The sequence below is a fragment of the Streptococcus sp. K0074 genome (assembly GCF_048843365.1).
Classification (GTDB): Bacteria; Bacillota; Bacilli; order Lactobacillales; family Streptococcaceae; genus Streptococcus; species Streptococcus mitis_BM.
In genome coordinates this window covers 1,528,033-1,554,972 of sequence record NZ_CP184836.1, presented here as the reverse complement: position 1 = coordinate 1,554,972, position 26,940 = coordinate 1,528,033, and the positions used below count along the sequence as shown (strand labels likewise).

The window sequence follows — 26,940 nt, the reverse complement described above, 5'->3', positions numbered from 1 at the left end:
ATCCTGATTTCAAGTAAAATCAGGATTTTTTCATGGATGCAATTTTTTCTGGGTCTGGTGTGACACGGAGGGTCTTTTGTCCAGTATAGGTTACAAAGCCGGGTTTTCCACCTGTTGGTTTGTTGAGTTTTTTGACTTCAATCATATCTACCTGAACCAGATTTGACAGGCGACCTTGAGAGAAGTAGGCGGCTAGTTCTGCCGCGTCTGTCTTGACTTCATCAGATGGGTCAAGATTGCCTGAGATGACAACATGGCTTCCAGGGATGTCCTTGGCATGGAACCAAAGTTCCTCCTTGCGGGCCATTTTAAAGGTTAGCTCTTCATTTTGCAGGTTATTGCGGCCGACATAAATGATGGTTTTGCCATCGCTTGCTAGATACTGTTCTGGTTTTTTACGTTTCTGGATTTTCTCCCGTTGTCTTCTGCGAATAAAACCTGTTTGGATTAATTCTTCGCGGATTTCAGCGATTTCTTCCAGTCCAGCTTGGTTGAGGACGGTTTCTACACTTTCCAGATAGAGAATGGTTGCCTTGGTTTCCTCAATCAAATCAGTCAAGTATTTGACAGCTTCTTTGAGTTTCTGATACCGTTTAAAATAGCGTTGGGCATTCTGGTTGGGAGTCAGAGCCTTATCAAGCGCAATCATGATAGGTTGGTTGGTGTAGTAGTTGTCCAGGATAACCTGGTCTTGGTCGTTAGGCACTTGGTGGAGGAAGGTTGTCAGCAATTCCCCTTTTTGGCGAAATTCTTCAGCATTGTCTGTCGCCAGTAACTCTTTTTCCTGTTTTTTGAGTTTGTGGCGGTTTTTCTGAAGTTCATTTTCAACACGACGAATGAGTTCATTGGCTTGCTGTTTGACGCGGTCGCGCTCAGCCTTATCCTTATAGTAGGTGTCCAACAAATCAGAAAGACTGGTAAAAGGTTCTCCCACCTGATTTGCAAAAGGAACTGAGCTGAAGGAAGTCTCAGTCAAGCATGGCTTGGTTTCCTGATTGAAAAAGTTTCGGAAAGTGGAAAGTTTTTCGGTAATCAGAATGTTTTCCAATTCATTTGCAGTATCGCGTCCCAGACCTTGAAAGAGGCTTTGAAGGTTTTTAGCTGTCGTTTCCTGTGTTTGTAGGATTTCAAAGAGCTTTTCATCCTTGACCGTGAACGGATTGAGAGATTCGGTACTTGGCGGAGCGATATAGGTCGATCCAGGAAGCAAGGTGCGGTAGCTATTTTGTGAAAAGCCGACGTGTTTAATGACTTCGAGGATTTTGTGGCTACTTTTATCAACGAGTAGAATATTACTGTGTTTGCCCATGATTTCGATAATCAAAGTAGCCTGAATATGGTCCCCAATCTCGTTTTTATTGGAAACCGTTATTTCCACAATGCGGTCATTTTCAATCTGCTCGATCGATTCAATCAGGGCCCCCTGCAAATACTTTCTCAAAACCATGATAAAGGTAGAAGGCTGGGCTGGGTTTTCAAAAGTTGTTTGGGTCAGCTGAATGCGTCCAAAAACTGGATGGGCAGAAAGGAGCAGGCGATGGCTTTGGCGATTGCTGCGAATTTGCAAGACCAACTCTTGTTCAAAAGGTTGATTGATTTTCTGGATGCGACCATTCACTAATTCTCTTCGCAATTCCTCAACCATGTGGTGTAAAAAAAATCCGTCAAATGACATCGTTCTCTCCTTGTGATTGTATTCCATAGTATTATATCAAAAAGGTAGAATAAAATCATGGAAATGTGGTATAATAAAGCCAAGTAAAGAGAAACGAGAAGCACATGTATATTGAAATGGTAGATGAAACTGGTCAAGTTTCAAAAGAAATGTTGCAACAAACCCAAGAAATTTTGGAATTTGCAGCCCAAAAATTAGGAAAAGAAGACAAGGAGATGGCAGTCACTTTTGTGACCAATGAACGTAGTCATGAACTCAATCTGGAGTACCGTGACACAGACCGTCCGACAGATGTTATCAGCCTTGAATATAAGCCAGAGTTGGAAATTGCCTTTGACGAAGAGGACTTGCTTGAAAATCCAGAATTGGCAGAGATGATGTCTGAGTTTGATGCCTATATTGGAGAACTGTTCATCTCTATCGATAAGGCTTATGAGCAGGCTGAGGAATATGGTCACAGCTTTGAGCGTGAGATGGGTTTCTTGGCAGTACACGGCTTTTTACATATCAATGGCTATGATCACTACACTCCAGAAGAAGAAGCGGAGATGTTCGGTTTACAAGAAGAAATTTTGACAGCCTATGGACTCACAAGACAATAAACGAAAATGGAAAAATCGTGACCTGATATCCAGTTTAGAATTTGCCCTCACAGGAATTTTTACTGCTATCAAGGAAGAACGCAATATGCGAAAACATGCAGTGACGGCTCTAGTAGTCATTCTTGCAGGTTTTGTTTTTCAGGTGTCACGAATCGAATGGTTATTTCTGCTTTTGAGCATTTTCTTGGTAGTAGCTTTTGAAATTATTAACTCTGCTATCGAAAATGTGGTGGATTTGGCCAGTCACTATCACTTTTCCATGCTGGCTAAAAATGCCAAGGATATGGCAGCTGGCGCGGTATTAGTGGTCTCTCTTTTCGCGGCCTTAACAGGCGCATTGATTTTTCTCCCACGAATCTGGGATTTAATATTTTAAAAAGATAAGAGGAAATTATGACATTTAAATCAGGCTTTGTAGCCATTTTAGGACGTCCCAATGTTGGGAAGTCAACCTTTTTAAATCATGTCATGGGGCAAAAGATTGCCATTATGAGTGACAAGGCGCAGACAACGCGCAATAAAATCATGGGAATTTACACGACCGATAAGGAGCAGATTGTCTTTATCGACACGCCAGGGATTCACAAGCCTAAAACGGCTCTCGGAGATTTCATGGTCGAATCTGCCTACAGCACTCTTCGTGAAGTGGATACAGTTCTTTTTATGGTACCTGCGGATGAAGCGCGTGGTAAGGGAGATGACATGATCATCGAGCGTCTCAAGGCTGCCAAAGTTCCTGTCATTTTGGTTGTGAATAAGATCGATAAGGTTCACCCAGACCAGCTTTTGTCTCAGATTGATGATTTCCGTAATCAAATGGACTTCAAGGAAATTGTACCCATATCAGCCCTTCAGGGAAATAACGTTTCTCGTCTAGTGGATATTTTGAGTGAAAATCTGGATGAAGGATTCCAGTATTTCCCAGCTGACCAAATCACAGACCATCCAGAACGTTTCTTGGTTTCGGAAATGGTTCGCGAGAAAGTTTTGCACCTAACTCGCGAAGAGATTCCTCACTCAGTTGCCGTAGTAGTTGATTCTATGAAACGAGATGAAGAGACAGACAAGGTTCATATCCGTGCAACCATCATGGTCGAGCGCGATAGCCAAAAAGGGATTATCATCGGTAAAGGTGGTGCTATGCTTAAGAAAATCGGTAGCATGGCCCGTCGTGATATCGAACTTATGCTAGGAGACAAGGTCTTCCTAGAAACATGGGTCAAGGTTAAGAAAAACTGGCGAGATAAGAAGCTAGATTTGGCTGACTTTGGCTATAATGAAAAAGAATATTAAGTAGAGGTGGGCTCATGCCTGCTTCTTGTTTTTACAGAAGGAGGACTTATGCCTGAATTACCAGAGGTTGAAACGGTTCGTCGTGGTTTAGAAAAATTGATTCTGGGTAAGAAGATTTCTAGCATTGATATTCGCTATCCCAAGATGATTAAGATGGATTTGGACGAGTTTCGAAAGGAAGTGTCTGGTCAAGTTGTTGAGTCAATGGGACGTCGTGGTAAATATTTGCTTTTTTATCTGACAGACAAGGTCTTGATTTCGCATCTGCGGATGGAGGGCAAGTATTTTTACTATCCAGACCAAGTACCTGAACGCAAGCATGCCCATGTTTTCTTTCAGTTTGAGGACGGTGGAACGCTTGTTTATGAGGATGTACGCAAGTTTGGTACTATGGAACTCTTGTCTCCTGACCTTTTAGATGCCTACTTTATTTCTAAAAAATTAGGGCCTGAACCAAGAGAGCAGGATTTTGATTTGCAGGTCTTTCAATCTGCCCTTGCCAAGTCCAAAAAGCCTATCAAATCTCACTTATTAGACCAAATCTTAGTAGCTGGCCTTGGCAATATCTATGTGGATGAGGTTCTCTGGCGAGCTCAGGTTCATCCAGCAAGACCTTCCCAGACTTTGACATCAGCAGAAGCGACTGCCATTCATGACCAGACCATTGCTGTATTGGGCCAGGCTGTTGAAAAAGGTGGTTCCACCATTCGGACCTATACCAATGCCTTTGGGGAAGATGGAACCATGCAGGATTTTCATCAAGTCTATGACAAGGCTGGTCAAGAATGTTCACGTTGTGGCACCATCATTGAGAAAATCCAACTAGGCGGACGAGGAACTCACTTTTGTCCTCAGTGTCAAAGGAGGAGCTGATGGGAAAAATCATCGGAATCACTGGGGGAATTGCCTCTGGTAAGTCAACCGTGACAAATTTTCTAAGAAAGCAAGGATTTCAAGTGGTGGATGCCGACGCTCTTGTTCACCAACTACAGAAACCTAGTGGTCGTTTGTTTGAGGCTCTAGTCCAGCACTTTGGGCAAGAAATCATCCTTGAAAACGGAGAACTTAATCGCCCTCTCCTAGCTAGTCTTATCTTTTCAAATCCTGAAGAACGGGAATGGTCTAGGATAACTCAAGGAGAGATTATCCGTGAGGAACTAGCTACGTTGAGAGACCAGTTTGCTCAGACAGAAGAGATTTTCTTCATGGATATTCCCCTACTTTTTGAGCAGGACTACAGTGCTTGGTTTGATGAGACTTGGTTGGTCTATGTGGACCGAGATGTCCAAGTAGAACGCTTAATGAAAAGGGACCACTTGTCCAAAGATGAAGCTGAGTTTCGTCTGGCAGCCCAGTGGCCTTCAGAGAAAAAGAAAGATTTGGTCAGCCATGTTTTAAACAACAATGGAAATCAGGACCAGCTTCTTACTCAGGTGTTCTCCCTGCTTGAGGGAGGTAAGCAAGATGACAGAGATTAACTGGAAGGATAATCTGCGCATTGCCTGGTTTGGTAATTTTCTGACAGGAGCCAGTATTTCCTTAGTTGTGCCTTTTATGCCCATCTTTGTGGAAAATCTAGGTGTAGGGAGTGATCAAGCTGCTTTTTATGCAGGATTAGCTATTTCTGTCTCTGCCATTTCTGCAGCACTTTTCTCTCCTATCTGGGGCATCCTTGCTGATAAATACGGTCGAAAACCCATGATGATTCGGGCTGGCCTGGCCATGACTATCACTATGGGAGGCTTGGCCTTTGTCCCAAATATCTATTGGTTAATCTTTCTTCGTTTACTAAACGGTGTATTTGCTGGTTTTGTTCCCAATGCAACGGCCCTTATAGCCAGTCAGGTTCCCAAGGAGAAATCAGGAACTGCCTTAGGTACTTTGTCTACAGGCGTAGTTGCAGGTACTCTAACTGGTCCCTTTATCGGGGGATTTATCGCAGAATTATTTGGCATTCGTACTGTTTTCTTACTGGTTGGTAGTTTTCTATTCTTAGCTGCTGTTTTGACTATTTGCTTTATCAAGGAAGATTTTCAACCAGTAGCCAAGGAAAAGGCCATTCCAACAAAGGAATTATTTACATCAGTTAAATATCCCTATCTCTTGGTCAACCTCTTTCTGACCAGTTTTGTCATCCAATTTTCAGCCCAATCAATCGGCCCTATCTTAGCTCTGTATGTACGCGACTTAGGTCAGACAGAAAATCTTCTCTTTGTGTCTGGTTTGATTGTATCCAGTATGGGCTTTTCCAGCATGATGAGTGCAGGAGTTATGGGCAAGCTAGGTGATAAGGTGGGCAACCATCGCCTCTTGATTGTAGCCCAGTTTTATTCAGTTATCATCTATCTCCTCTGTGCCAATGCCTCTAGTCCGCTTCAACTAGGACTCTATCGTTTCCTCTTTGGCTTGGGAACCGGTGCCTTGATTCCCGGGGTTAATGCCCTTCTCAGCAAGATGACGCCCAAAGCTGGTATTTCGAGGTTCTTTGCCTTTAATCAGGTATTCTTTTATCTGGGCGGTGTCGTTGGTCCCATGGCAGGTTCTGCAGTAGCAGGTCAATTTGGCTACCATGCAGTCTTTTATGCGACAAGCCTTTGTGTTGCCTTTAGTTGTCTCTTTAACCTGCTTCAATTTCGAACATTATTAAAAGTAAAGGAAATCTAGTGCGAGTAAAAATTAATCTCAAATGCTCCTCTTGTGGCAGTATCAATTACCTAACTAGTAAAAATTCAAAAACCCATCCAGACAAGATTGAGGTTTTAAAGTATTGTCCCAAGGAAAGAAAAGTAACCCTACATCTTGAATCTAAGTAGATTTTATGGTAAAATAATAAGGATTTTAAGGAGTTTGATATGTATAACCTATTATTAACCATTTTATTAGTATTATCTGTTGTGATTGTGATTGCGATTTTCATGCAACCAACCAAAAACCAATCCAGCAATGTATTTGATGCCAGCTCAGGTGATTTGTTTGAACGCAGTAAAGCACGCGGTTTTGAAGCTGTAATGCAGCGTTTGACAGGGATTTTAGTCTTTTTCTGGCTAGCTATTGCCTTAGCATTGACGGTATTATCAAGTAGATAAGAAAATAATGGGCAGGACTAGGTCTTTGCCTCTTTTTATTTTTAAAGGATGTGTAAGAAGGTTTTACAGTAAAAGAAAATAAAAAATCTAGAAAGAAAATATGAAAGATAGAATAAAAGAATATTTACAAGACAAGGGAAAGGTAACTGTCAATGACTTAGCTCAGGCTTTGGGAAAAGACGGTTCCAAGGATTTTCGTGAGTTGATTAAAACCTTGTCCTTAATGGAAAGAAAACACCAGATTCGCTTTGAAGAAGATGGAAGTCTGACCTTGGAAGTTAAGAAAAAACACGAGATTACTCTCAAGGGGATTTTTCATGCTCATAAAAATGGCTTTGGCTTTGTTAGTCTGGAAGACGAGGAGGACGACCTTTTTGTAGGAAAAAACGATGTCAACTATGCTATTGATGGTGATACAGTTGAGGTCGTCATCAAAAAAGTCGCTGATCGCAATAAGGGAACAGCAGCGGAAGCAAAAATTATCGATATCTTAGAACACAGTTTGACAACTGTTGTTGGCCAAATCGTTCTAGATCAGGAAAAACCCAAGTATGCGGGTTACATCCGTTCGAAAAATCAGAAAATCAGTCAACCGATCTATGTTAAGAAACCAGCCCTTAAACTCGAGGGAACCGAAGTTCTCAAGGTCTTTATCGATAAATACCCAAGCAAGAAACATGATTTCTTTGTCGCTAGTGTCCTCGATGTGGTGGGGTACTCAACAGATGTCGGAATTGATGTTCTTGAGGTTTTGGAGTCTATGGACATTGTATCCGAGTTTCCAGAAGCTGTTGTCAAGGAGGCAGAAAGTGTGCCTGATGCTCTGTCTCAAAAGGATATGGAAGGTCGTCTGGACTTGAGAGATGAGATTACCTTTACCATTGACGGTGCAGATGCCAAGGACTTGGACGATGCAGTGCATATCAAGGAATTGAAAAATGGCAATCTGGAGCTTGGAGTTCACATAGCAGACGTTTCCTACTATGTGACCGAGGGTTCTGCCCTTGACAAGGAAGCCCTTAACCGTGCGACTTCTGTCTATGTGACAGACCGTGTGGTTCCAATGCTTCCAGAACGACTGTCTAATGGAATTTGCTCCCTCAATCCTCAAGTTGACCGCCTGACCCAGTCTGCCATTATGGAGATTGATAAACATGGTCGTGTGGTCAATTACACCATTACACAAACAGTTATCAAGACAAGCTTCCGTATGACCTATAGTGATGTCAATGATATCCTAGCTGGCGACGAGGAAAAGCGACAAGAATATCAGAAAATTGTTCCTAGTATCGAACTTATGGCCAAGCTTCATGAAACTCTAGAAAACATGCGTGTGAAACGTGGAGCTCTCAATTTCGATACCAATGAAGCCAAGATTTTAGTGGATAAACAAGGTAAGCCTGTTGATATCGTTCTTCGTCAGCGTGGTGTTGCCGAGCGGATGATCGAGTCCTTTATGCTGATGGCCAATGAAACAGTTGCTGAGCATTTTAGTAAGCTGGATCTACCTTTCATTTATCGTATCCATGAGGAGCCTAAGGCTGAAAAAGTTCAGAAGTTTATTGATTATGCTTCGAGCTTTGGCTTGCGCATTTATGGGACTGCCAGCGAGATTAGCCAGGAGGCCCTCCAAGACATCATGCGTACTGTTGAGGGAGAGCCTTATGCGGATGTATTGTCTATGATGCTTCTTCGCTCCATGCAGCAGGCTCGCTATTCGGAGCATAATCACGGTCACTATGGATTAGCAGCAGATTACTACACTCACTTTACTAGTCCGATTCGTCGTTATCCAGACCTTCTTGTTCACCGTATGATTCGTGATTACGGTCGTTCTAAGGAAATAGCAGAGCATTTTGAACAAGTGATTCCAGAGATTGCGACCCAGTCTTCCAACCGTGAACGTCGTGCCATTGAGGCTGAGCGTGAAGTCGAAGCCATGAAAAAGGCTGAGTATATGGAAGAATACGTAGGCGAAGAATACGATGCGGTTGTATCAAGTATTGTCAAGTTTGGTCTCTTTGTTGAATTGCCGAATACAGTTGAGGGCTTGATTCACATCACTAATCTACCTGAATTTTATCATTTCAATGAACGTGATTTGACCCTGCTTGGGGAGAAATCGGGTACAACCTTCCGTGTAGGTCAGCAAATCCGTATCCGAGTTGAAAGAGCCGACAAGATGACGGGTGAAATTGACTTTTCTTACATCCCAAGTGAGTTTGATGTGATTGAAAAAGGCTTGAAACAAGCTGGTTGCAAAGACAGAGGGCGTGGTTCAAATCGTCGTTCAGATAAGAAGGAAGATAAGAGAAAATCAGGACGCTCAAATGATAAGCGCAAGCATTCACAAAAAGACAAGAAGAAAAAAGGAAAGAATCCTTTTTATAAGGAAGTAGCTAAGAAAGGAGCTAAGCATGGCAAAGGGCGAGGGAAAGGTCGTCGCACAAAATAAAAAGGCGCGCCACGACTATACAATCGTAGATACGCTAGAGGCAGGGATGGTCCTGACAGGAACTGAAATCAAGAGTGTACGAGCTGCTCGAATCAATCTCAAGGATGGCTTTGCCCAAGTAAAAAATGGGGAGGTCTGGTTGAGCAATGTTCATATTGCTCCTTACGAAGAGGGCAATATCTGGAACCAAGAACCAGAACGTCGTCGTAAACTCCTGCTCCATAAGAAACAAATCCAAAAATTAGAACAAGAGACTAAAGGAACAGGAATGACCCTGGTTCCCCTTAAGGTCTATATCAAAGATGGTTACGCTAAACTCCTTTTAGGTTTAGCTAAAGGGAAGCATGACTATGATAAACGGGAGTCTATCAAACGACGTGAGCAAAACCGCGACATCGCGCGTGTTATGAAAGCTGTTAATCAGCGATAAAAAGAGGAAATGAAGATGGAAAAACTAGTTGCCTATAAACGTATGCCTTTGTGGACTAAAGAAACCATGCCAGAGGCTGTTCAGCAGAAACACAATACCAAGGTTGGGACTTGGGGGAAAATTACTGTTTTGAAGGGAACTCTCAAGTTTATTGAATTGACAGAATATGGTGAGGTTTTAGCTGAGCACCTCTTTGAAGCAGGGGCTGAGAATCCCATGGCACAACCACAAGCCTGGCACCGAGTGGAGGCTGTAACAGATGATGTAGAATGGTATTTAGAATTTTATTGTAAACCTGAGGATTATTTCCCTAAGAAATACAATACCAATCCGGTTCATTCAGAGGTACTAGAGGCAATGCAGACAGTAAAACCAGGAAAAGCCTTGGATTTGGGCTGTGGTCAGGGCCGTAACTCTCTCTTTCTTGCACAGAATGGTTTTGATGTTACAGCTGTAGATCAAAATGAATTATCTCTTGAAATCTTGCAAAGCATTGTTGAGCAGGAAGACCTGGATATGCCTGTTGGTCTTTACGATATCAATTCAGCTAGCATTGGGCAAGACTATGATTTCATCATATCGACAGTTGTTTTGATGTTTCTGCAAGCAGATCGCATTCCTGCAATTATCAAAAACATGCAGGATAAAACCACTGTTGGTGGCTACAATCTTATCGTTTGTGCCATGGATACGGAGGACTATCCTTGCTCAGTGAACTTCCCATTTACTTTTAAGGAAGGGGAACTGGCAGACTATTACAAGGACTGGGAATTGGTTAAGTACAATGAAAATCCAGGCCATCTTCACCGTCGTGATGAGAATGGCAATCGTATTCAACTACGATTTGCGACCATGCTAGCTAAAAAAATCAAATAATACTCTTCGAAAATCTCTTCAAACCACGTCAGCGTCGCTTTACCGTACTCAAGTACAGCTTGCGGCTAGCTTCCTAGTTTGCTTTTTGATTTTCATTGAGTATAAACATGAATAGAGATTAGGAGAATATCCTGATCTTTTTTCTTTTTTGCGAATAATATAGAAAAGGAGGGAAATCATGTTTGTTGCGAGAAATGCTAGGGGACAGCTGGTAAATGTGTTAGAGGGTGAGCTTGAGAAGGAAGAATACACTTGCCCAGCTTGTGGAGGTCAGCTCCGTTTGCGTCAAGGATCAAGTGTAAGGACCCATTTTGCTCATAAATCCCTAAAAGACTGCGATTATTCCTTTGAAAATGAAAGTCCAGAACACCTGGCAAATAAGGAATCCCTTTATCACTGGTTGAAAAAAGAGACAGGAGTACAATTAGAATACCCTCTTCCAGATCTTAAACAGATTGCAGATCTATTTGTAAATGGTCATCTTGCTCTAGAAGTTCAGTGTAGTCCCTTGCCGCAAAAACTTCTTAAAGAGCGAAGTGAGGGCTATCGTAGTCAGGGTTACCAAGTACTGTGGTTGCTGGGGGAAAAACTTTGGCTCAAGGAGCGGTTGACTCGTCTGCAACAAGGTTTTCTATACTTCAGTCAAAATATGGGATTTTATGTTTGGGAATTAGACAGTGAAAAGCAAGTTTTAAGACTCAAATACCTGATTCACCAAGATCTCCGAGGTAAACTCCATTATCAGATTAAGGAATTTCCCTATGGTCACGGTAGTCTACTGGAGATATTACGTCTTCCCTATAAGAAACAAAAAATATCGCATTTTACCGTTTCCCAGGACAAGGACATCTGTCGCTATATCCGGCAACAACTGTATTATAAAAATCCTTTTTGGATGAAAGAACAAGCAGAAGCCTATCAGAAGGGAGAAAATCTCCTGACTTATGGACTAAAAGAATGGTATCCACAAATTCGACCACTAGTAGGCGATTTTTGCCAAATTGAGCAAGATTTGATTCGCTATTATCAGTATTTTCAAACCTATTACCGAGAAAATTCTCAAAATGATTGGCAAAAGCTTTATCCACCAGCCTTTTATCAGCAATATTTCTTGAAAAATATGGTAAAATAGAAAGGATGGAGGAATCTAATGGTATTACAACGACAAGAAATAAATAAAAAAGATAAATGGGATCTATCAACGATCTATCAAACAGATCAGGCTTGGGAAGAAGCCTTACAAGTTTTAACAGATAAATTAGAGACAGTTGCTCGTTTTGCAGGTCATTTGTTAGATAGTGCTGATAGTTTACTTGAAATTACTGAATATTCACTTGAAATGGAACGCCAGATGGAGAAACTTTACGTTTATGCTCATATGAAAAATGACCAAGACACGCGTGAAGCCAAGTATCAAGAGTACTACGCCAAGGCAATGACTCTATACAGCCAGCTAGACCAAGCCTTTTCATTCTATGAACCTGAATTTATGGAGATTAGTGAAAAGCAGTATGCTGACTTTTTAGAGTCTCAACCAAAATTGCAGGTTTATCAACACTATTTTGACAAGCTATTGCAAGGCAAGGACCATGTTCTTTCACAACGTGAAGAAGAGCTATTAGCTGGAGCTGGAGAAATCTTTGGTTCGGCAAGTGAAACCTTCGCTATCTTGGACAATGCGGATATTGTATTCCCTTATGTCCTTGACGATGATGGTAAGGAAGTTCAGCTATCTCATGGAACTTACACACGTTTGATGGAGTCTAAAAATCGTGAGGTGCGTCGTGGTGCCTATCAAGCTCTTTATGCGACTTATGAACAATTCCAACACACCTATGCCAAAACCTTGCAAACCAATGTTAAAGTGCAAAACTACCGTGCCAAAGTTCGCAACTATAAGAGTGCTCGTCATGCAGCCCTAGCGGCGAATTTTGTTCCAGAGAGTGTTTATGACAATTTGGTAGCAGCAGTTCGCAAGCATTTGCCACTCTTGCATCGTTATCTTAAGCTTCGTTCTAAAATCTTGGGGATTTCAGACCTCAAGATGTACGATGTCTACACACCGCTTTCATCTGTTGAATACAGTTTTACTTACCAAGAAGCCTTGAAAAAGGCAGAAGATGCTTTGGCAGTCTTGGGTGAGGATTACTTGAGCCGTGTTAAACGTGCCTTCAGCGAACGTTGGATTGATGTTTACGAAAACCAAGGCAAGCGTTCAGGTGCCTACTCAGGTGGTTCTTATGATACCAATGCCTTTATGCTTCTTAACTGGCAGGACAATCTGGACAATCTCTTTACCCTTGTTCATGAAACAGGCCACAGTATGCACTCAAGCTATACTCGTGAAACGCAGCCTTATGTTTACGGAGATTATTCTATCTTTTTGGCAGAGATTGCATCAACGACCAATGAAAATATCTTGACGGAGAAATTATTGGAAGAAGTGGAAGACGACGCAACGCGCTTTGCTATTCTTAATAACTTCCTAGATGGTTTCCGTGGAACAGTTTTCCGTCAAACTCAATTCGCTGAGTTTGAACACGCTATTCACCAAGCGGATCAAAATGGGGAAGTCTTGACCAGTGATTTCCTAAATAAACTCTACGCAGACTTGAACCAAGAGTATTATGGTTTGAGTAAGGAAGACAATCCTGAAATCCAATACGAGTGGGCCCGAATTCCACACTTCTACTATAACTACTATGTATACCAATATTCAACAGGCTTTGCAGCAGCCTCAGCCTTGGCTGAAAAGATTGTCCATGGTAGTCAAGAAGACCGTGACCGCTATATCGACTATCTCAAGGCAGGTAAGTCTGACTATCCACTTAATGTCATGAGAAAAGCTGGTGTTGATATGGAGAAGGAAGACTATCTCAATGATGCCTTTGCAGTCTTTGAACGTCGTTTGAATGAGTTTGAAGCCCTTGTTGAAAAATTGGGATTGGCATAAGATGGTTGAATCGTATAGTAAGAATGCCAACCATAACATGCGTCGCCCTGTCGTCAAGGAAGAAATTGTAGACTTGATGCGTCAGCGCCAAAAGCAAGTCACAGGATCTTTGAAAGAATTGGAAGACTTTGCCCGCAAGGAAAATATTCCCATTATTCCCCATGAAACGGTTGCTTATTTCCGTTTTCTCATGGAAACCATACAACCTAAAAACATTCTGGAAATAGGGACGGCTATCGGTTTTTCAGCCCTCTTGATGGCAGAACATGCGCCAAATGCCAAGATTACAACCATTGACCGCAATCCAGAAATGATTGGTTTTGCCAAGGAAAATTTTGCCAAGTTTGACAGTCGTAAGCAAATCACACTCCTAGAAGGAGATGCGGTAGATGTCTTATCAACCTTGACAGAGTCCTATGATTTCGTCTTTATGGATTCAGCCAAGTCTAAATACATCGTCTTTCTGCCAGAAATCCTCAAACACTTGGAAGTTGGTGGTGTGGTTGTTTTGGATGATATTTTTCAAGGTGGTGATGTTGCTAAGGATATTATGGAAGTCCGTCGTGGCCAGCGAACCATTTACAGAGGACTTCAAAGACTATTTGATGCAACCTTAGACAATCCAGGACTCACTGCAACATTAGTACCTTTAGGGGACGGCATTCTCATGCTTCGTAAAAATGTAGCAGACGTTCAATTGCCTGTTAGCGAATGATTTTCAGAATAATTTAAGAAAATATAGTAAAATAGATAGGGTAACACTTATCTCAAAGGAGTAGACATGAAGAAAAAACTATTGGCAGGTGCCATTACACTATTATCAGTAGCAACTTTAGCAGCTTGTTCCAAAGGTTCAGAAGGTGCAGACCTTATCAGCATGAAAGGGGATGTCATCACAGAACATCAATTTTATGAGCAAGTGAAAAGCAACCCTTCAGCTCAACAAGTCTTGTTGAACATGACCATCCAAAAAGTATTTGAGAAACAATACGGTTCTGAAGTAGATGACAAAGAAGTCAATGATACTATTGCCGAAGAAGAGAAACAATATGGTGAGAACTACCAACGTGTCTTGTCACAAGCAGGTATGACTCTTGAAACACGTAAAGCGCAAATTCGTACAAGTAAATTGGTTGAGTTGGCAGTTAAAAAAGCAGCAGAAGCTGAATTGACGGATGATGCTTACAAGAAGGCCTTTGACGAGTACACTCCAGATGTAACGGCTCAAATTATCCGTTTGGACAATGAAGACAAGGCCAAAGAAATTCTTGAAAAAGCTAAAGCTAGTGATGCAGACTTTGCTCAATTAGCCAAAGATAACTCAACTGATGAGAAAACTAAGGCGAATGGTGGAGAAATCACCTTTGATTCTGCTTCAACAGAAGTACCAGATCAAGTTAAGAAAGCAACTTTTGCATTAGATGTAAATGGAGTTTCTGATGTGATTAGTGTTACTGGAACACAAGCCTACAGCAGCCAATATTACATTGTGAAACTCATTAAGAAAACAGAAAAATCATCTAATATTGATGACTACAAAGAAAAATTAAAAACTGTTATCTTGACTCAAAAACAAAATGATTCAACATTTGTTCAAAGCATTATCGGAAAAGAATTGCAAGCAGCCAATATCAAGGTTAAGGACCAAGCCTTCCAAAATATCTTTACCCAATATATCGGTGGTGGAGATTCAAGCTCAAGTAGTTCATCAAAAGAATAAAACAGAAAAGAGCCAAGTGCTCTTTTTCTTATGACAAAAATGGTCTATCTGATGGATAAGAGTTTTTTTCTTTCGGAAAAAATGGTATAATAGCAATCAAAACTAGAAAACAAACGGAATTTGGGAAGCAATTGTGTTGTTCTCATTAGATTGGTGATACTATGAAGATTAGTAAAAGGCACCTATTAAATTATTCTATTCTAGTTCCTTACTTACTTTTATCTATTCTGGGCTTGATTGTGGTTTATTCGACAACCAGTGCTATTTTAATTCAAGAAGGCCAAAGTGCACTGCAATTGGTCCGAAGTCAGGGACTATTTTGGATATTTAGTTTGATACTGATTGCCTTGATATATAAGTTGAGACTGAATTTTTTAAGAAATGAACGTCTTTTATTTATCGTTATGTTCGTTGAGCTGATTCTTTTAGTTTTGGCTCGTTTGATTGGTATTCCTGTCAATGGAGCCTATGGCTGGATTTCTGTAGGACCTTTGACAATTCAGCCAGCCGAATACTTGAAAATTATTATTATTTGGTATTTAGCAAACAGATTTTCCAAACAACAAGAGGATATAGCTATTTATGATTTTCAAGTTTTGACACAGAATCAGTGGCTTCCTCGTGCGTTTAATGACTGGCGCTTTGTTCTCTTTGTACTGATTGGGAGCCTTGCTATTTTCCCAGATTTGGGGAATGCTACAATCCTAGCGCTGGTCGCCTTGATTATGTATACAGTTAGTGGGATTGCTCATCGTTGGTTTATAGTCTTTATCGGTGTATTGTTTGGAGTTTCAGCCCTATCTCTATCAGCTATTTCTGTAATTGGGGTTGATAAGTTTTCAAAAGTTCCAGTATTTGGTTACGTGGCCAAGCGTTTCAGTGCCTACTTTAATCCCTTTGCTGATTTGGCAGGAGCTGGTCACCAACTTGCAAATTCCTACTTTGCTATGGTAAATGGTGGATGGTTTGGTTTAGGCTTAGGAAATTCAATAGAAAAACGTGGTTATTTACCAGAGGCCCATACAGACTTTGTATTTTCAATTGTCATTGAAGAGTTTGGATTTGTGGGAGCCAGTTTGATTTTGGCACTTGTCTTTTTCCTGATTTTGCGAATTATCCTAGTAGGAATTCGTGCTAAGAATCCCTTTAATTCTATGATGGCGATTGGGGTTGGGGGGATGATGTTGGTACAGGTCTTTGTCAATATCGGTGGAATTTCTGGTATTATTCCCTCGACAGGAGTAACCTTCCCCTTCTTATCGCAAGGAGGGAACAGTCTCCTAGTCTTGTCTGTAGCCATCGCCTTTGTCTTAAATATTGATGCAAGTGAAAAACGTGCCCAATTATATGAGGAGTTAGAAGCTCACTCATCAAACTATATGTAGAGCTGAGAGTGGAAAGGATTACCTATGTCTCTTCAAAAATTAGAAAACTATAGTAATAAAGCTGTTATACAAGAAGAAGTATTGATTTTAACAGAATTGTTAGAAGATATTACTAAAAACATGCTTGCCCCAGAGACTTTTGAAAAAATCATACAGTTGAAGGAATTGTCAACTCAAGAAGATTATCAAGGTTTGAATCAATTAGTTACCAGTTTGACAAATGATGAAATGGCTTATATTTCACGCTATTTCTCTATCTTGCCTCTTTTGATTAATATTTCAGAAGACGTGGATTTGGCCTATGAAATCAACCATCAAAATAATATCGATCAAGATTATCTTGGTAAATTATCAGCAACGATCAAAATGGTTGCAGAAAAAGAAAATGCGGTTGAAATTCTAGAACACTTGAATGTTGTCCCTGTTTTGACAGCCCATCCAACACAAGTGCAACGTAAGAGTATGTTGGATTTGACTAACCATATCCATACCCTCTTGCGTAAGTACCGTGATGTGAAATTAGGTTTGATTAATAAGGAAAAATGGCATAATGATCTCCGTCGTTACATTGAGATTATCATGCAGACAGATATGATTCGTGAAAAGAAATTGAAAGTAACCAATGAAATTACGAATGTTATGGAATACTACAATAGTTCATTCCTGAAAGCTGTTCCTCATTTGACTGCTGAGTACAAGCGTCTGGCTAAAAAACACGGCTTGGAGTTGAAACATCCTAAACCAATTACCATGGGAATGTGGATTGGTGGAGACCGTGATGGGAATCCTTTTGTTACAGCAGATACCTTGAAACAATCTGCTATGACTCAGTGTGAAGTCATCATGAACTACTATGATGAAAAGATTTACCAACTTTATCGTGAATTCTCCCTCTCAACTAGTATTGTCAATGTAAGCAAGCAAGTCAGAGAAATGGCTCGTCAATCTAAGGATAACTCTATTTACCGTGAAAAAGAGCTTTACCGCCGTGCCTTGTTTGATATTCAATCAAAAATCCAAGCAACAAAAACCTATCTGATTGAGGATAAGGAAGTTGGGGCTCGCTATGAAACGGCCAATGATTTTTATAAGGATTTAATTACTATTCGTGATTCCCTCTTGGAAAATAAGGGTGAAGCACTGATTTCTGGTGATTTTGTTGAGTTGATTCAGGCAGTTGAAATTTTTGGTTTCTATTTGGCATCTATTGACATGCGTCAAGATTCTAGTGTTCACGAAGCCTGTGTAGCTGAGCTCTTGAAATCAGCAGGTATTCATTCGCATTATAGTGAACTAAGTGAAGAAGAAAAATGCCAACTTCTCTTGAAAGAATTGGAAGAAGATCCACGTATTCTTTCTGCCACTCACGTTGAAAAATCAGAGTTACTTGAAAAAGAATTAGCAATCTTTAAGGCTGCTCGTAAGTTGAAAGATAAGTTGGGTGATGATGTCATTCGTCAGACTATCATTTCACATGCAACCAGCGTATCAGACATGTTGGAATTGGCTATCTTGCTAAAAGAAGTAGGGTTAGTTGATAAAGAAAGAGCCCGTGTCCAAATCGTTCCTCTCTTTGAAACAATCGAGGACTTGGACCACTCAGAAGAAACCATGAGAGAATACCTTTCTCTTCCTCTTGCTAAGAAATGGATTGCTTCACGTAATAACTATCAAGAAATCATGCTTGGTTACTCTGATAGTAATAAAGATGGTGGTTATCTTTCATCATGTTGGACTCTCTACAAGGCTCAACAACAATTGACTGCTATTGGAGATGAATTTGGCGTTAAGGTTACCTTCTTCCATGGCCGTGGTGGGACTGTCGGTCGTGGTGGTGGACCAACCTATGAAGCCATCACCTCTCAACCGCTCAAGTCAATCAAGGATCGTATCCGTTTGACGGAGCAGGGTGAAGTAATTGGGAATAAATACGGTAACAAAGACGCAGCCTACTATAATCTTGAAATGCTTGTTTCAGCAGCCATTAACCGTATGATTACTCAGAAGAAGAGCGATACCAATACATCAAATCGTTATGAAGCCATTATGGACCAAGTAGTGGACCGTAGTTACGATATCTACCGTGATTTGGTCTTTGGTAATGACCATTTCTATGATTATTTCTTCGAGTCAAGTCCAATCAAGGCTATTTCAAGCTTTAATATTGGTTCTCGTCCAGCCGCTCGTAAGACGATTACTGAAATCGGTGGTTTGCGAGCTATTCCTTGGGTATTCTCATGGTCACAAAGCCGTGTCATGTTCCCTGGCTGGTATGGTGTCGGATCAAGTTTCAAAGAATTTATTGATAAAAATCCAGAAAATATCGCTATCCTACGAGATATGTACCAAAATTGGCCTTTCTTCCAGTCACTTCTTTCAAATGTAGACATGGTCTTGTCAAAATCAAATATGAATATTGCTTTTGAATATGCTAAACTTTGTGAAGATGATCAAGTAAAAGCAATCTATGAGACTATTTTAAATGAATGGCAAGTTACCAAGGAAGTCATCTTGGCTATCGAAGGTTATGATGAACTCTTGGCTGAAAATCCATATCTAAAAGCAAGTTTGGATTACCGTATGCCTTACTTTAATATCCTTAACTATATCCAGTTGGAGTTGATTAAACGTCAACGCCGAGGAGAATTATCAAGCGATCAAGAAAAATTAATCCATACAACCATCAACGGAATTGCGACAGGATTGCGTAATTCAGGCTGATACCTATCAAACTTCCTCTTTTCTATAGGGGAAGTTTTTGAATAGTTCAAAAAAATGCTAAAAGAGTCTTGACAAGTAGTTGAAAAATGATATAATTTAACCATTCAGAAAAGTAATCATATAAACTTTTTAGAGAGTCTGTGGTAGCTGAAAACAGATAAGTGGTGATGATGAAAATTGGGCTGAATGTTATTTAGAATTTGAAATCATAAAAATTCGGTGAGCACACCTTACAGTGCATCTCGTTATTGCGAGACAGAGCGATAGGGAAATTCCCTATAATTGAGGTGGTACCGCGTATTGACGTCCTCACACAAGTTTTTTGTGTGAGGACTTTTTTTGATGGAGGTTAGTATGGAAAGAAAACGATGGCGTCGCTTGTTTATACTCAATGAAAATCAAAGTACAAACTAGGAAGCTAGCCACAGGTTGCTCAAAGCACTGCTTTGAGGTTGTGGATAGAACTGACGAAGTCAGTAACCATAGCTACGGCAAAGTGAAGCTGAAGAGGTTTGAAGAGATTTTCGAAGATTATTAGATAAGTGAAGTATTTTAAAGGAATAAAAAAGGAGAAATAGAATGAAAAATAAACGTTTAATTGGAATTATCGCTGCATTAGCAGTCTTAGTAGCAGGAAGCTTGATTTACTCTTCAATGAATAAACCAGAAGCTAAGAATGAGAAGAAAGTTGCCAAAGTTGGTGTCCTTCAGTTTGTGAGCCATCCATCTCTTGACTTGATTTATAAAGGGATTCAAGATGGACTTGCAGAAGAAGGTTATAAAGATGACCAGTTGAAGATTGACTTTATGAACTCAGAAGGTGACCAAAGTAAGGTTGCGACAATGAGTAAACAATTGGTTGCAAATGGGAATGACCTTGTGGTTGGTATCGCAACACCAGCTGCTCAAGGTTTGGCTAGTGCAACAAAAGATATACCTGTTATCATGGCTGCTATTACAGACCCAATCGGTGCTAACTTGGTTAAAGATTTGAAAAAACCAGGTGGCAACATTACAGGGGTATCTGACCACAACCCAGCTCAACAACAAGTTGAACTCATCAAGGCTCTGACACCAAATGTGAAAACAATCGGTGCTCTTTACTCAAGTAGTGAAGACAATTCAAAAACACAGGTAGAAGAATTTAAAGCTTATGCTGAAAAAGCAGGTTTGACAGTCGAAACATTTGCAGTTCCTTCAACAAATGAAATTGCTTCAACAGTTAACGTTATGACTAGCAAGGTCGATGCTATCTGGGTTCCAATTGATAACACAATTGCTTCAGCCTTCTCAACTGTTGTATCAAGCAACCAATCAGCTAAAAAACCAATCTACCCAAGCGCAACTGCCATGGTAGAAGCAGGTGGTTTGGCATCCGTTGTAGTTGACCAACATGATCTTGGTGTGGCAACTGGTAAAATGATTGCGCAAGTTTTGAAAGGTGCAAAACCAGCTGATACACCAGTCAATGTCTTTTCAACTGGTAAGTCAGTAATCAATAAAAAATTGGCACAAGAACTAGGTATTACTATTCCTGAATCTGTTCTAAAAGAAGCAGGACAAGTGATTGAATAATCTACAATGGAGGAGTTGGGGACATCTCCTCCAATTTTTTACAATAGAAATCATATAGAAAAGGTTAAGAAACAGATGATATTATCTATTATTTCTCAAGGATTTGTCTGGGCTATTTTAGGTCTGGGAATCTTTATGACATTTAGGATTTTAAACTTTCCAGATATGACGACAGAAGGTTCCTTCCCTCTTGGGGGAGCTGTTGCTGTCACTCTGATAACCAAAGGTGTAAATCCCTTTTTAGCGACACTTGTTGCTGTAGGAGCAGGTTGTTTGGCTGGAATGGCAGCAGGGCTTCTTTATACAAAAGGGAAGATTCCGACTTTACTTTCAGGGATTTTGGTGATGACTTCTTGTCACTCTATCATGCTCTTGATTATGGGACGTGCGAATTTAGGACTGCTTGGAACTAAGCAAATCCAGGATGTCTTACCTTTTGATTCAGACTTGAACCAACTCTTGATAGGTCTTATCTTTGTCAGTCTTGTCATTGCTCTCATGCTCTTTTTCTTGGACACCAAACTCGGACAAGCCTATATTGCTACAGGTGACAATCCTGATATGGCTAGAAGTTTCGGAATTCATACTGGGCGCATGGAGCTCATGGGCTTGGTCTTATCCAATGGTGTGATTGCCCTTGCAGGAGCTCTTATTGCCCAGCAAGAAGGCTATGCCGATGTATCTCGAGGAATCGGGGTTATCGTTGTGGGACTTGCAAGTTTGATTATTGGAGAAGTTATTTTCAAGAGTCTGAGTTTGGCAGAGCGTCTGCTTGCCATCGTTGTAGGTTCTATTGCCTATCAATTCTTAGTATGGGCAGTTATCGCGCTTGGCTTTAACACAAGTTACCTTCGTCTATACAGTGCAGTGATTTTAGCAGTCTGCCTCATGATTCCAACATTTAAGCAAACCATCTTGAAAGGAGCCAAATTAAGCAAATGACAGCAATTGTAGAATTAAAAAATGCAACCAAAGTCGTTAAAAATGGCTTTGATGAAGAAAAGATTATTTTAAATGATGTTTCCTTAGAAATTTTTGAACAGGATTTTATCACGATTTTGGGTGGAAATGGCGCTGGTAAATCGACCCTCTTTAACACTATTGCAGGAACCTTGTCCTTAACCAGTGGAACCATCCGTATTTTGGGTGAAGATGTTACCAAGTTTTCACCCGAGAAGCGTGCCAAGTATCTGTCTCGTGTTTTCCAAGATCCAAAGATGGGGACAGCTCCTCGTATGACAGTGGCTGAAAATCTTTTGATTGCCAAGTTTCGTGGTGAAAAACGTGGACTGTTACCAAGACGTCTGGCTAGCTATAAGGATGAATTTCAGGCAACTATTGAAAAAGTAGGAAATGGTCTTGAGAAACACTTGAATACACCGATTGAGTTTTTATCAGGTGGACAAAGACAGGCCTTGAGCCTCTTGATGGCAACCTTGAAGCGTCCTGAATTACTCTTGTTGGACGAGCATACTGCGGCCCTTGATCCAAAGACCAGTGTGGCCTTGATGGAATTGACAGATGAATTTGTCAAGAATGATCAGTTGACAGCACTTATGATTACCCATCATATGGAAGATGCTCTCAAATATGGCAATCGCTTGATTGTCATGAAAGAAGGACGAATTATCCAAGATTTGAACCAAGAAGAAAAAGCAAAAATGAAAATCTCTGATTATTATCAACTCTTTGAATAAAGTAGGGAAAATGAGTGAAATGGTTTACTTTTTTTCTGAAATAAAGTATACTATATAAAGTAAACTATGATAACATGGAGGTATTGTGTATGGTTGACAAACAAGTCATTGAAGAAATCAAAAACAATGCCAACATTGTGGAAGTCATAGGAGATGTGATTTCTTTACAAAAGGCAGGACGGAACTATCTAGGGCTCTGTCCTTTTCATGGTGAAAAAACACCTTCTTTCAACGTTGTAGAGGACAAGCAGTTTTACCACTGTTTTGGTTGTGGTCGCTCGGGTGATGTCTTTAAATTCATCGAGGAGTACCAGGGTGTTCCCTTTATGGAAGCTGTCCAAATCTTAGGTCAGCGTGTTGGAATTGAGGTTGAAAAACCGCTTTATAGTGAACAAAAGCCAGCTTCACCCCACCAAGCTCTTTATGATATGCATGAAGATGCTGCCAAATTTTATCATGCTATTCTCATGACAACGACCATGGGCGAAGAGGCCAGAAACTACCTTTATCAGCGTGGTTTGACAGATGAAGTGCTCAAGCATTTTCGGATTGGTTTAGCACCTCCAGAACGAAACTATCTCTATCAACGTTTGTCTGGTCAGTATCGTGATGAGGATTTCCTAGATTCAGGACTGTTTTACCTCTCAGATGCAAATCAATTTGTAGACACCTTTCACAATCGCATTATGTTTCCCTTAACAAATGACCAAGGAAAGGTTATTGCCTTCTCAGGTCGTATCTGGCAGAAAACGGATTCACAAACTTCTAAGTATAAAAATAGCCGATCGACTGCAATTTTTAACAAAAGTTACGAATTATATCATATGGATAGGGCAAAAAAATCTTCTGGTAAAACCAGTGAGATTTACCTGATGGAAGGATTCATGGATGTCATTGCAGCCTATCGGACTGGAATCGAAAACGCTGTGGCATCCATGGGAACGGCCTTGAGTCGTGAGCATGTTGAGCATCTGAAAAGGCTAACTAAGAAGTTGGTTCTTGTTTACGATGGCGATAAGGCTGGGCAAGCTGCGACATTGAAAGCGCTGGACGAAATTGGTGATATGCCTGTGCAAATCGTCAGCATGCCTGATAACTTGGATCCAGATGAATATCTACAAAAAAATGGTCCAGAAGACTTGGCCTATCTATTAACGAAAACTCGTATTAGTCCGATTGAGTTCTACATTCACCAGTATAAGCCTGAAAATAGTGAAAATTTGCAGGCTCAGATTGAGTTTATTGAAAAAATAGCTCCCTTGATTGTTCAAGAAAAGTCTATCACTGCTCAAAACAGCTATATTCATATTTTAGCTGACAGTCTGGCATCCTTTGATTATGCCCAGATTGAGCAGATTGTTAATGAAAGCCGTCAGGCACAAAGGCAGAATCGCATGGAAGGAATTTCCAGACCGACGCAAATCACTATGCCTGTTACCAAGCAGTTATCGGCTATTATGAGGGCAGAAGCCCATCTACTTTATCGAATGATGGAATCTCCCCTTATTTTGAATGATTACCGTTTGCGAGAAGACTTTTCATTTGATACACCTGAATTTCAGGTTTTATATGACTTGCTTGGCCAGTATGGAAATCTTCCTCCAGAAGTTCTAGCAGAACAGACAGAGGAAGTTGAAAGAGCTTGGTACCAAGTTTTAGCTCAGGATTTACCTGCTGAGATGTCACCTCAGGAACTTAGTGAAGTAGAAATGACTCGAAACAAGGCTCTCTTGAATCAGGATAATATGAGAATCAAAAAGAAGGTGCAGGAAGCTAGCCATGTAGGAGATATCGACACAGCCTTAGAAGAATTGGAACGTTTAATTTCCCAAAAGAGAAGAATGGAGTAATAATGGCAACAAAACAAAAAGAAGTAACAACATTTGACGTACAAGTAGCAGAATTTATCCGTAATCATAAGCAAAAAGGGACAGCAACAGACGATGAAATCAATGCCAGTCTGGTTATTCCTTTTACCTTGGACGCTGATGGGATTGAAGATCTCTTGCAACGGATTCAGGATGCAGGAATTTCTATCACAGATAACGAAGGAAATCCAAGTGCGCGTGTTCTTAGTGCAGAAGAAGAACCAGAACTCAGCGATGAGGACTTGATTGGGTCAACTTCGGCTAAGGTTAATGACCCTGTTCGTATGTACTTGAAAGAAATTGGTGTCGTACCTCTCTTGACCAATGAAGAGGAAAAAGAATTGGCACTGGCTGTTGAAGCTGGTGATATCGAAGCCAAACAACGTCTGGCAGAAGCTAACCTTCGTTTGGTTGTTTCTATTGCTAAACGCTATGTCGGCCGTGGTATGCAGTTCCTTGATTTGATTCAAGAAGGAAATATGGGCTTGATGAAGGCGGTTGACAAGTTTGACTATTCTAAAGGATTCAAGTTCTCAACTTATGCAACCTGGTGGATTCGTCAGGCTATCACTCGTGCCATTGCGGATCAAGCTCGTACCATCCGTATCCCAGTTCATATGGTTGAAACCATCAATAAATTGGTTCGTGAGCAGCGTAACCTCCTTCAAGAATTGGGACAAGATCCAACGCCAGAGCAAATCGCTGAACGTATGGATATGACCCCTGACAAGGTTCGTGAAATCTTGAAGATTGCCCAAGAACCGGTATCCCTTGAAACACCTATCGGTGAAGAGGATGATAGCCACCTTGGGGACTTTATTGAAGATGAAGTGATTGAAAATCCAGTAGACTATACAACTCGTATTGTCTTGCGTGAGCAGTTGGATGAGGTCTTGGATACTCTTACAGACCGTGAAGAAAATGTTTTGCGTCTACGTTTTGGATTAGATGATGGAAAAATGCGTACCCTTGAAGATGTGGGTAAAGTCTTTAATGTGACTCGCGAACGTATCCGTCAGATTGAAGCTAAAGCTTTGAGAAAACTACGTCAACCAAGTCGCAGCAAACCGCTTCGTGATTTTATTGAAGACTAAGAGTGAGGATGAATATGGCTTATACAGAAGAGCAAATTGAAAACATCAAAACACGAATTTTAACAGCCTTGGAAGAAGTCATCGATCCTGAGTTGGGAATCGATATTGTCAACCTTGGTTTGATTTATGAGATTCGTTTTGACGGCGACACAGGGCAAACAGAGATTGATATGACTTTGACAACCATGGGGTGTCCCCTAGCAGATCTTTTGACAGATCAGATTTATGATGCCATGACAGAAGTGCCAGAAGTAACGGATACTGAAGTTAAATTGGTTTGGTATCCAGCCTGGACTGTTGAAAAAATGAGTCGCTATGCACGCATTGCCCTAGGCATTAAGTAATCATATAAAATATGTGAGAGACCATTGGAAGAGCGAGGAAATTTCCCCTCTTTTCCTCTAGTCTCTCCTTTCTTTTGCTGATTTTATTCAAAGAAAATGATATAATAGTAGTTATGGAAAAAAAGAAATTACGCATCAATATGTTGAGTTCAAGTGAGAAAGTAGCAGGACAAGGAGTTTCAGGTGCTTACCGTGAATTAGTTAGTCTTCTTCACCGTGATGCCAAGGACCAATTGATTGTTACAGAAAATCTTCCAATAGAGGCAGATGTGACTCACTTTCATACAATTGATTTCCCCTATTATTTATCAACCTTCCAAAAGAAACGCTCAGGGAGAAAGATTGGCTATGTGCATTTCTTGCCTGATACACTTGAGGGAAGTTTGAAAATTCCATTTTTCTTAAAGGGAATTGTGAAACGTTATGTATTTTCTTTTTACAACCGGATGGAACACTTAGTTGTGGTCAATCCTATGTTTATTGAGGATTTGGTGGCAGCTGGTATTCCACGTGAAAAAGTGACCTATATTCCTAATTTTGTCAATAAGGAAAAATGGCATCCACTTCCACAAGAAGAGGTAGCGAGACTGAGAACAGAGCTAGGTATTAGTGATAATCAGTTTATCGTAGTTGGTGCTGGTCAAGTTCAGAAACGCAAAGGGATTGATGATTTTATCCGTCTGGCTGAGGAATTGCCTCAGATTACCTTTATCTGGGCTGGGGGTTTCTCTTTTGGTGGCATGACAGATGGTTATGAGCGCTACAAGAAAATAATGGAAAATCCTCCTAAGAATTTGATTTTTCCAGGTATCGTGTCACCAGAGCGGATGCGCGAATTGTATGCCCTAGCGGACCTTTTCTTGTTGCCTAGTTACAATGAACTCTTTCCGATGACTATTTTAGAGGCTGCTAGTTGTGAAGCTCCTATTATGTTACGTGATTTGGATCTTTATAAGGTGATTTTGGAGGGAAATTATCGGGCGACAGCAGATAGAGAAGAGATGAAAGAGGCTATTTTAGAATATCAAGCAAATCCTGCTTCCTTAAAAGACCTCAAAGAAAAAGCTAAGAATATTTCCAGAGAGTATTCTGAAGAGCATCTGTTACAAATCTGGTTGGACTTTTATGAGAAACAAGCCACTTTAGTGAGAAAGTAAAAAGTGAGG

General features: G+C 40.6%; 25 protein-coding genes and 1 other annotated feature. Of the genes, 24 read left to right on the top strand and 1 reads right to left on the bottom strand.

The genetic code is table 11. From position 1 onward, the window contains the following. Nucleotides 1-19: 19 nt before the first annotated feature. Nucleotides 20-1,675 carry an Rqc2 family fibronectin-binding protein PavA gene (gene pavA / locus ACN076_RS07625; RefSeq protein WP_420789763.1) on the bottom strand — a complete coding sequence of 552 codons (1,656 nt, stop codon included), beginning with the start codon at nucleotides 1,673-1,675 and terminating at the stop codon, nucleotides 20-22. A 104-nt stretch (nucleotides 1,676-1,779) separates the two neighbouring features. Between pavA and ybeY the strand changes: the two genes are divergently transcribed. From ybeY to cpoA, 24 genes are all read left to right on the top strand, one after another. Further along, nucleotides 1,780-2,277, top strand: coding sequence for an rRNA maturation RNase YbeY (ybeY, locus tag ACN076_RS07620; protein ID WP_020900286.1), 498 nt, complete (start codon nucleotides 1,780-1,782; stop codon nucleotides 2,275-2,277). Continuing rightward, nucleotides 2,258-2,653, top strand: coding sequence for a diacylglycerol kinase family protein (locus ACN076_RS07615; protein ID WP_000378165.1), 396 nt, complete (start codon nucleotides 2,258-2,260; stop codon nucleotides 2,651-2,653). Before ybeY ends, ACN076_RS07615 begins: the two co-directional genes overlap by 20 nt. Nucleotides 2,654-2,670: 17 nt before the next feature. Further along, nucleotides 2,671-3,570: a GTPase Era gene (gene era, locus ACN076_RS07610; RefSeq protein ID WP_050208736.1), complete on the top strand. Its 900-nt coding sequence runs from the start codon at nucleotides 2,671-2,673 to the stop codon at nucleotides 3,568-3,570. 48 nt (nucleotides 3,571-3,618) lie between these two features. Further along, the gene (gene mutM, locus ACN076_RS07605; RefSeq protein WP_420789762.1) at nucleotides 3,619-4,443 is read left to right on the top strand and encodes a DNA-formamidopyrimidine glycosylase; all 825 of its coding nucleotides are present in this window, start codon (nucleotides 3,619-3,621) and stop codon (nucleotides 4,441-4,443) included. After that, complete coding sequence (coaE, locus tag ACN076_RS07600; RefSeq protein WP_420789761.1) at nucleotides 4,443-5,048, top strand: dephospho-CoA kinase; 606 nt, start codon at nucleotides 4,443-4,445, stop codon at nucleotides 5,046-5,048. The genes mutM and coaE overlap by 1 nt, the downstream gene beginning before the upstream one ends. After that, nucleotides 5,035-6,234, top strand: coding sequence for a multidrug efflux MFS transporter (locus ACN076_RS07595; protein WP_420789760.1), 1,200 nt, complete (start codon nucleotides 5,035-5,037; stop codon nucleotides 6,232-6,234). Before coaE ends, ACN076_RS07595 begins: the two co-directional genes overlap by 14 nt. Next, nucleotides 6,234-6,383 (top strand): 50S ribosomal protein L33, encoded by a 150-nt coding sequence (gene rpmG / locus ACN076_RS07590; RefSeq protein WP_001809104.1) that lies wholly within the window; start codon nucleotides 6,234-6,236, stop codon nucleotides 6,381-6,383. The genes ACN076_RS07595 and rpmG overlap by 1 nt, the downstream gene beginning before the upstream one ends. 39 nt (nucleotides 6,384-6,422) lie before the next feature. After that, nucleotides 6,423-6,656 (top strand): preprotein translocase subunit SecG, encoded by a 234-nt coding sequence (gene secG, locus ACN076_RS07585; RefSeq protein WP_000282517.1) that lies wholly within the window; start codon nucleotides 6,423-6,425, stop codon nucleotides 6,654-6,656. A gap of 100 nt (nucleotides 6,657-6,756) precedes the next feature. Beyond that, nucleotides 6,757-9,111 carry a ribonuclease R gene (gene rnr, locus ACN076_RS07580; RefSeq protein WP_420789759.1) on the top strand — a complete coding sequence of 785 codons (2,355 nt, stop codon included), beginning with the start codon at nucleotides 6,757-6,759 and terminating at the stop codon, nucleotides 9,109-9,111. Then, complete coding sequence (gene smpB, locus ACN076_RS07575) at nucleotides 9,074-9,541, top strand: SsrA-binding protein SmpB (protein ID WP_001051750.1); 468 nt, start codon at nucleotides 9,074-9,076, stop codon at nucleotides 9,539-9,541. Before rnr ends, smpB begins: the two co-directional genes overlap by 38 nt. Before the next feature lie 15 nt (nucleotides 9,542-9,556). Continuing rightward, nucleotides 9,557-10,417 (top strand): SAM-dependent methyltransferase TehB, encoded by an 861-nt coding sequence (gene tehB, locus ACN076_RS07570; protein WP_049543521.1) that lies wholly within the window; start codon nucleotides 9,557-9,559, stop codon nucleotides 10,415-10,417. Between the two features lie 178 nt (nucleotides 10,418-10,595). Then, complete coding sequence (locus ACN076_RS07565) at nucleotides 10,596-11,549, top strand: competence protein CoiA (protein ID WP_420789758.1); 954 nt, start codon at nucleotides 10,596-10,598, stop codon at nucleotides 11,547-11,549. Nucleotides 11,550-11,567: 18 nt separating this feature from the next. Continuing rightward, nucleotides 11,568-13,370: an oligoendopeptidase F gene (pepF, locus tag ACN076_RS07560; RefSeq protein WP_420789757.1), complete on the top strand. Its 1,803-nt coding sequence runs from the start codon at nucleotides 11,568-11,570 to the stop codon at nucleotides 13,368-13,370. Nucleotide 13,371: 1 nt separating this feature from the next. Next, nucleotides 13,372-14,085, top strand: coding sequence for an O-methyltransferase (locus tag ACN076_RS07555; RefSeq protein WP_414304239.1), 714 nt, complete (start codon nucleotides 13,372-13,374; stop codon nucleotides 14,083-14,085). Nucleotides 14,086-14,151: 66 nt separating this feature from the next. After that, a complete protein-coding gene (gene prsA, locus ACN076_RS07550) occupies nucleotides 14,152-15,090 on the top strand; it encodes a peptidylprolyl isomerase PrsA (protein WP_420789756.1) in 939 nt (312 codons plus the stop codon). A 161-nt stretch (nucleotides 15,091-15,251) separates the two neighbouring features. Further along, nucleotides 15,252-16,475, top strand: a complete 1,224-nt coding sequence (gene ftsW / locus ACN076_RS07545) for a cell division peptidoglycan polymerase FtsW (RefSeq protein WP_420789755.1) — start codon at nucleotides 15,252-15,254, stop codon at nucleotides 16,473-16,475. Nucleotides 16,476-16,499: 24 nt separating this feature from the next. Then, on the top strand, nucleotides 16,500-19,196 hold the full coding sequence (ppc, locus tag ACN076_RS07540; RefSeq protein ID WP_101782212.1) for a phosphoenolpyruvate carboxylase: 2,697 nt from the start codon (nucleotides 16,500-16,502) through the stop codon (nucleotides 19,194-19,196). Nucleotides 19,197-19,292: 96 nt separating this feature from the next. Further along, nucleotides 19,293-19,510: a binding site (T-box leader), on the top strand. A gap of 265 nt (nucleotides 19,511-19,775) precedes the next feature. Beyond that, nucleotides 19,776-20,771: a tryptophan ABC transporter substrate-binding protein gene (trpX, locus tag ACN076_RS07535; RefSeq protein WP_420789754.1), complete on the top strand. Its 996-nt coding sequence runs from the start codon at nucleotides 19,776-19,778 to the stop codon at nucleotides 20,769-20,771. A gap of 75 nt (nucleotides 20,772-20,846) precedes the next feature. Beyond that, nucleotides 20,847-21,713 (top strand): ABC transporter permease, encoded by an 867-nt coding sequence (locus ACN076_RS07530; RefSeq protein WP_153193301.1) that lies wholly within the window; start codon nucleotides 20,847-20,849, stop codon nucleotides 21,711-21,713. Further along, nucleotides 21,710-22,468: an ABC transporter ATP-binding protein gene (locus ACN076_RS07525; RefSeq protein WP_153193302.1), complete on the top strand. Its 759-nt coding sequence runs from the start codon at nucleotides 21,710-21,712 to the stop codon at nucleotides 22,466-22,468. Before ACN076_RS07530 ends, ACN076_RS07525 begins: the two co-directional genes overlap by 4 nt. An 89-nt stretch (nucleotides 22,469-22,557) precedes the next feature. Further along, entirely contained in the window at nucleotides 22,558-24,318 is a 1,761-nt protein-coding gene (gene dnaG / locus ACN076_RS07520) for a DNA primase (RefSeq protein ID WP_420789753.1), read from the top strand. 2 nt (nucleotides 24,319-24,320) lie between these two features. Further along, complete coding sequence (gene rpoD, locus ACN076_RS07515) at nucleotides 24,321-25,430, top strand: RNA polymerase sigma factor RpoD (protein WP_004259586.1); 1,110 nt, start codon at nucleotides 24,321-24,323, stop codon at nucleotides 25,428-25,430. 14 nt (nucleotides 25,431-25,444) lie between these two features. Then, the gene (locus ACN076_RS07510; RefSeq protein ID WP_000331929.1) at nucleotides 25,445-25,774 is read left to right on the top strand and encodes a metal-sulfur cluster assembly factor; all 330 of its coding nucleotides are present in this window, start codon (nucleotides 25,445-25,447) and stop codon (nucleotides 25,772-25,774) included. Between the two features lie 113 nt (nucleotides 25,775-25,887). Further along, nucleotides 25,888-26,931, top strand: coding sequence for an alpha-galactosylglucosyldiacylglycerol synthase (gene cpoA / locus ACN076_RS07505; RefSeq protein ID WP_420789752.1), 1,044 nt, complete (start codon nucleotides 25,888-25,890; stop codon nucleotides 26,929-26,931). Nucleotides 26,932-26,940: the final 9 nt, after the last annotated feature.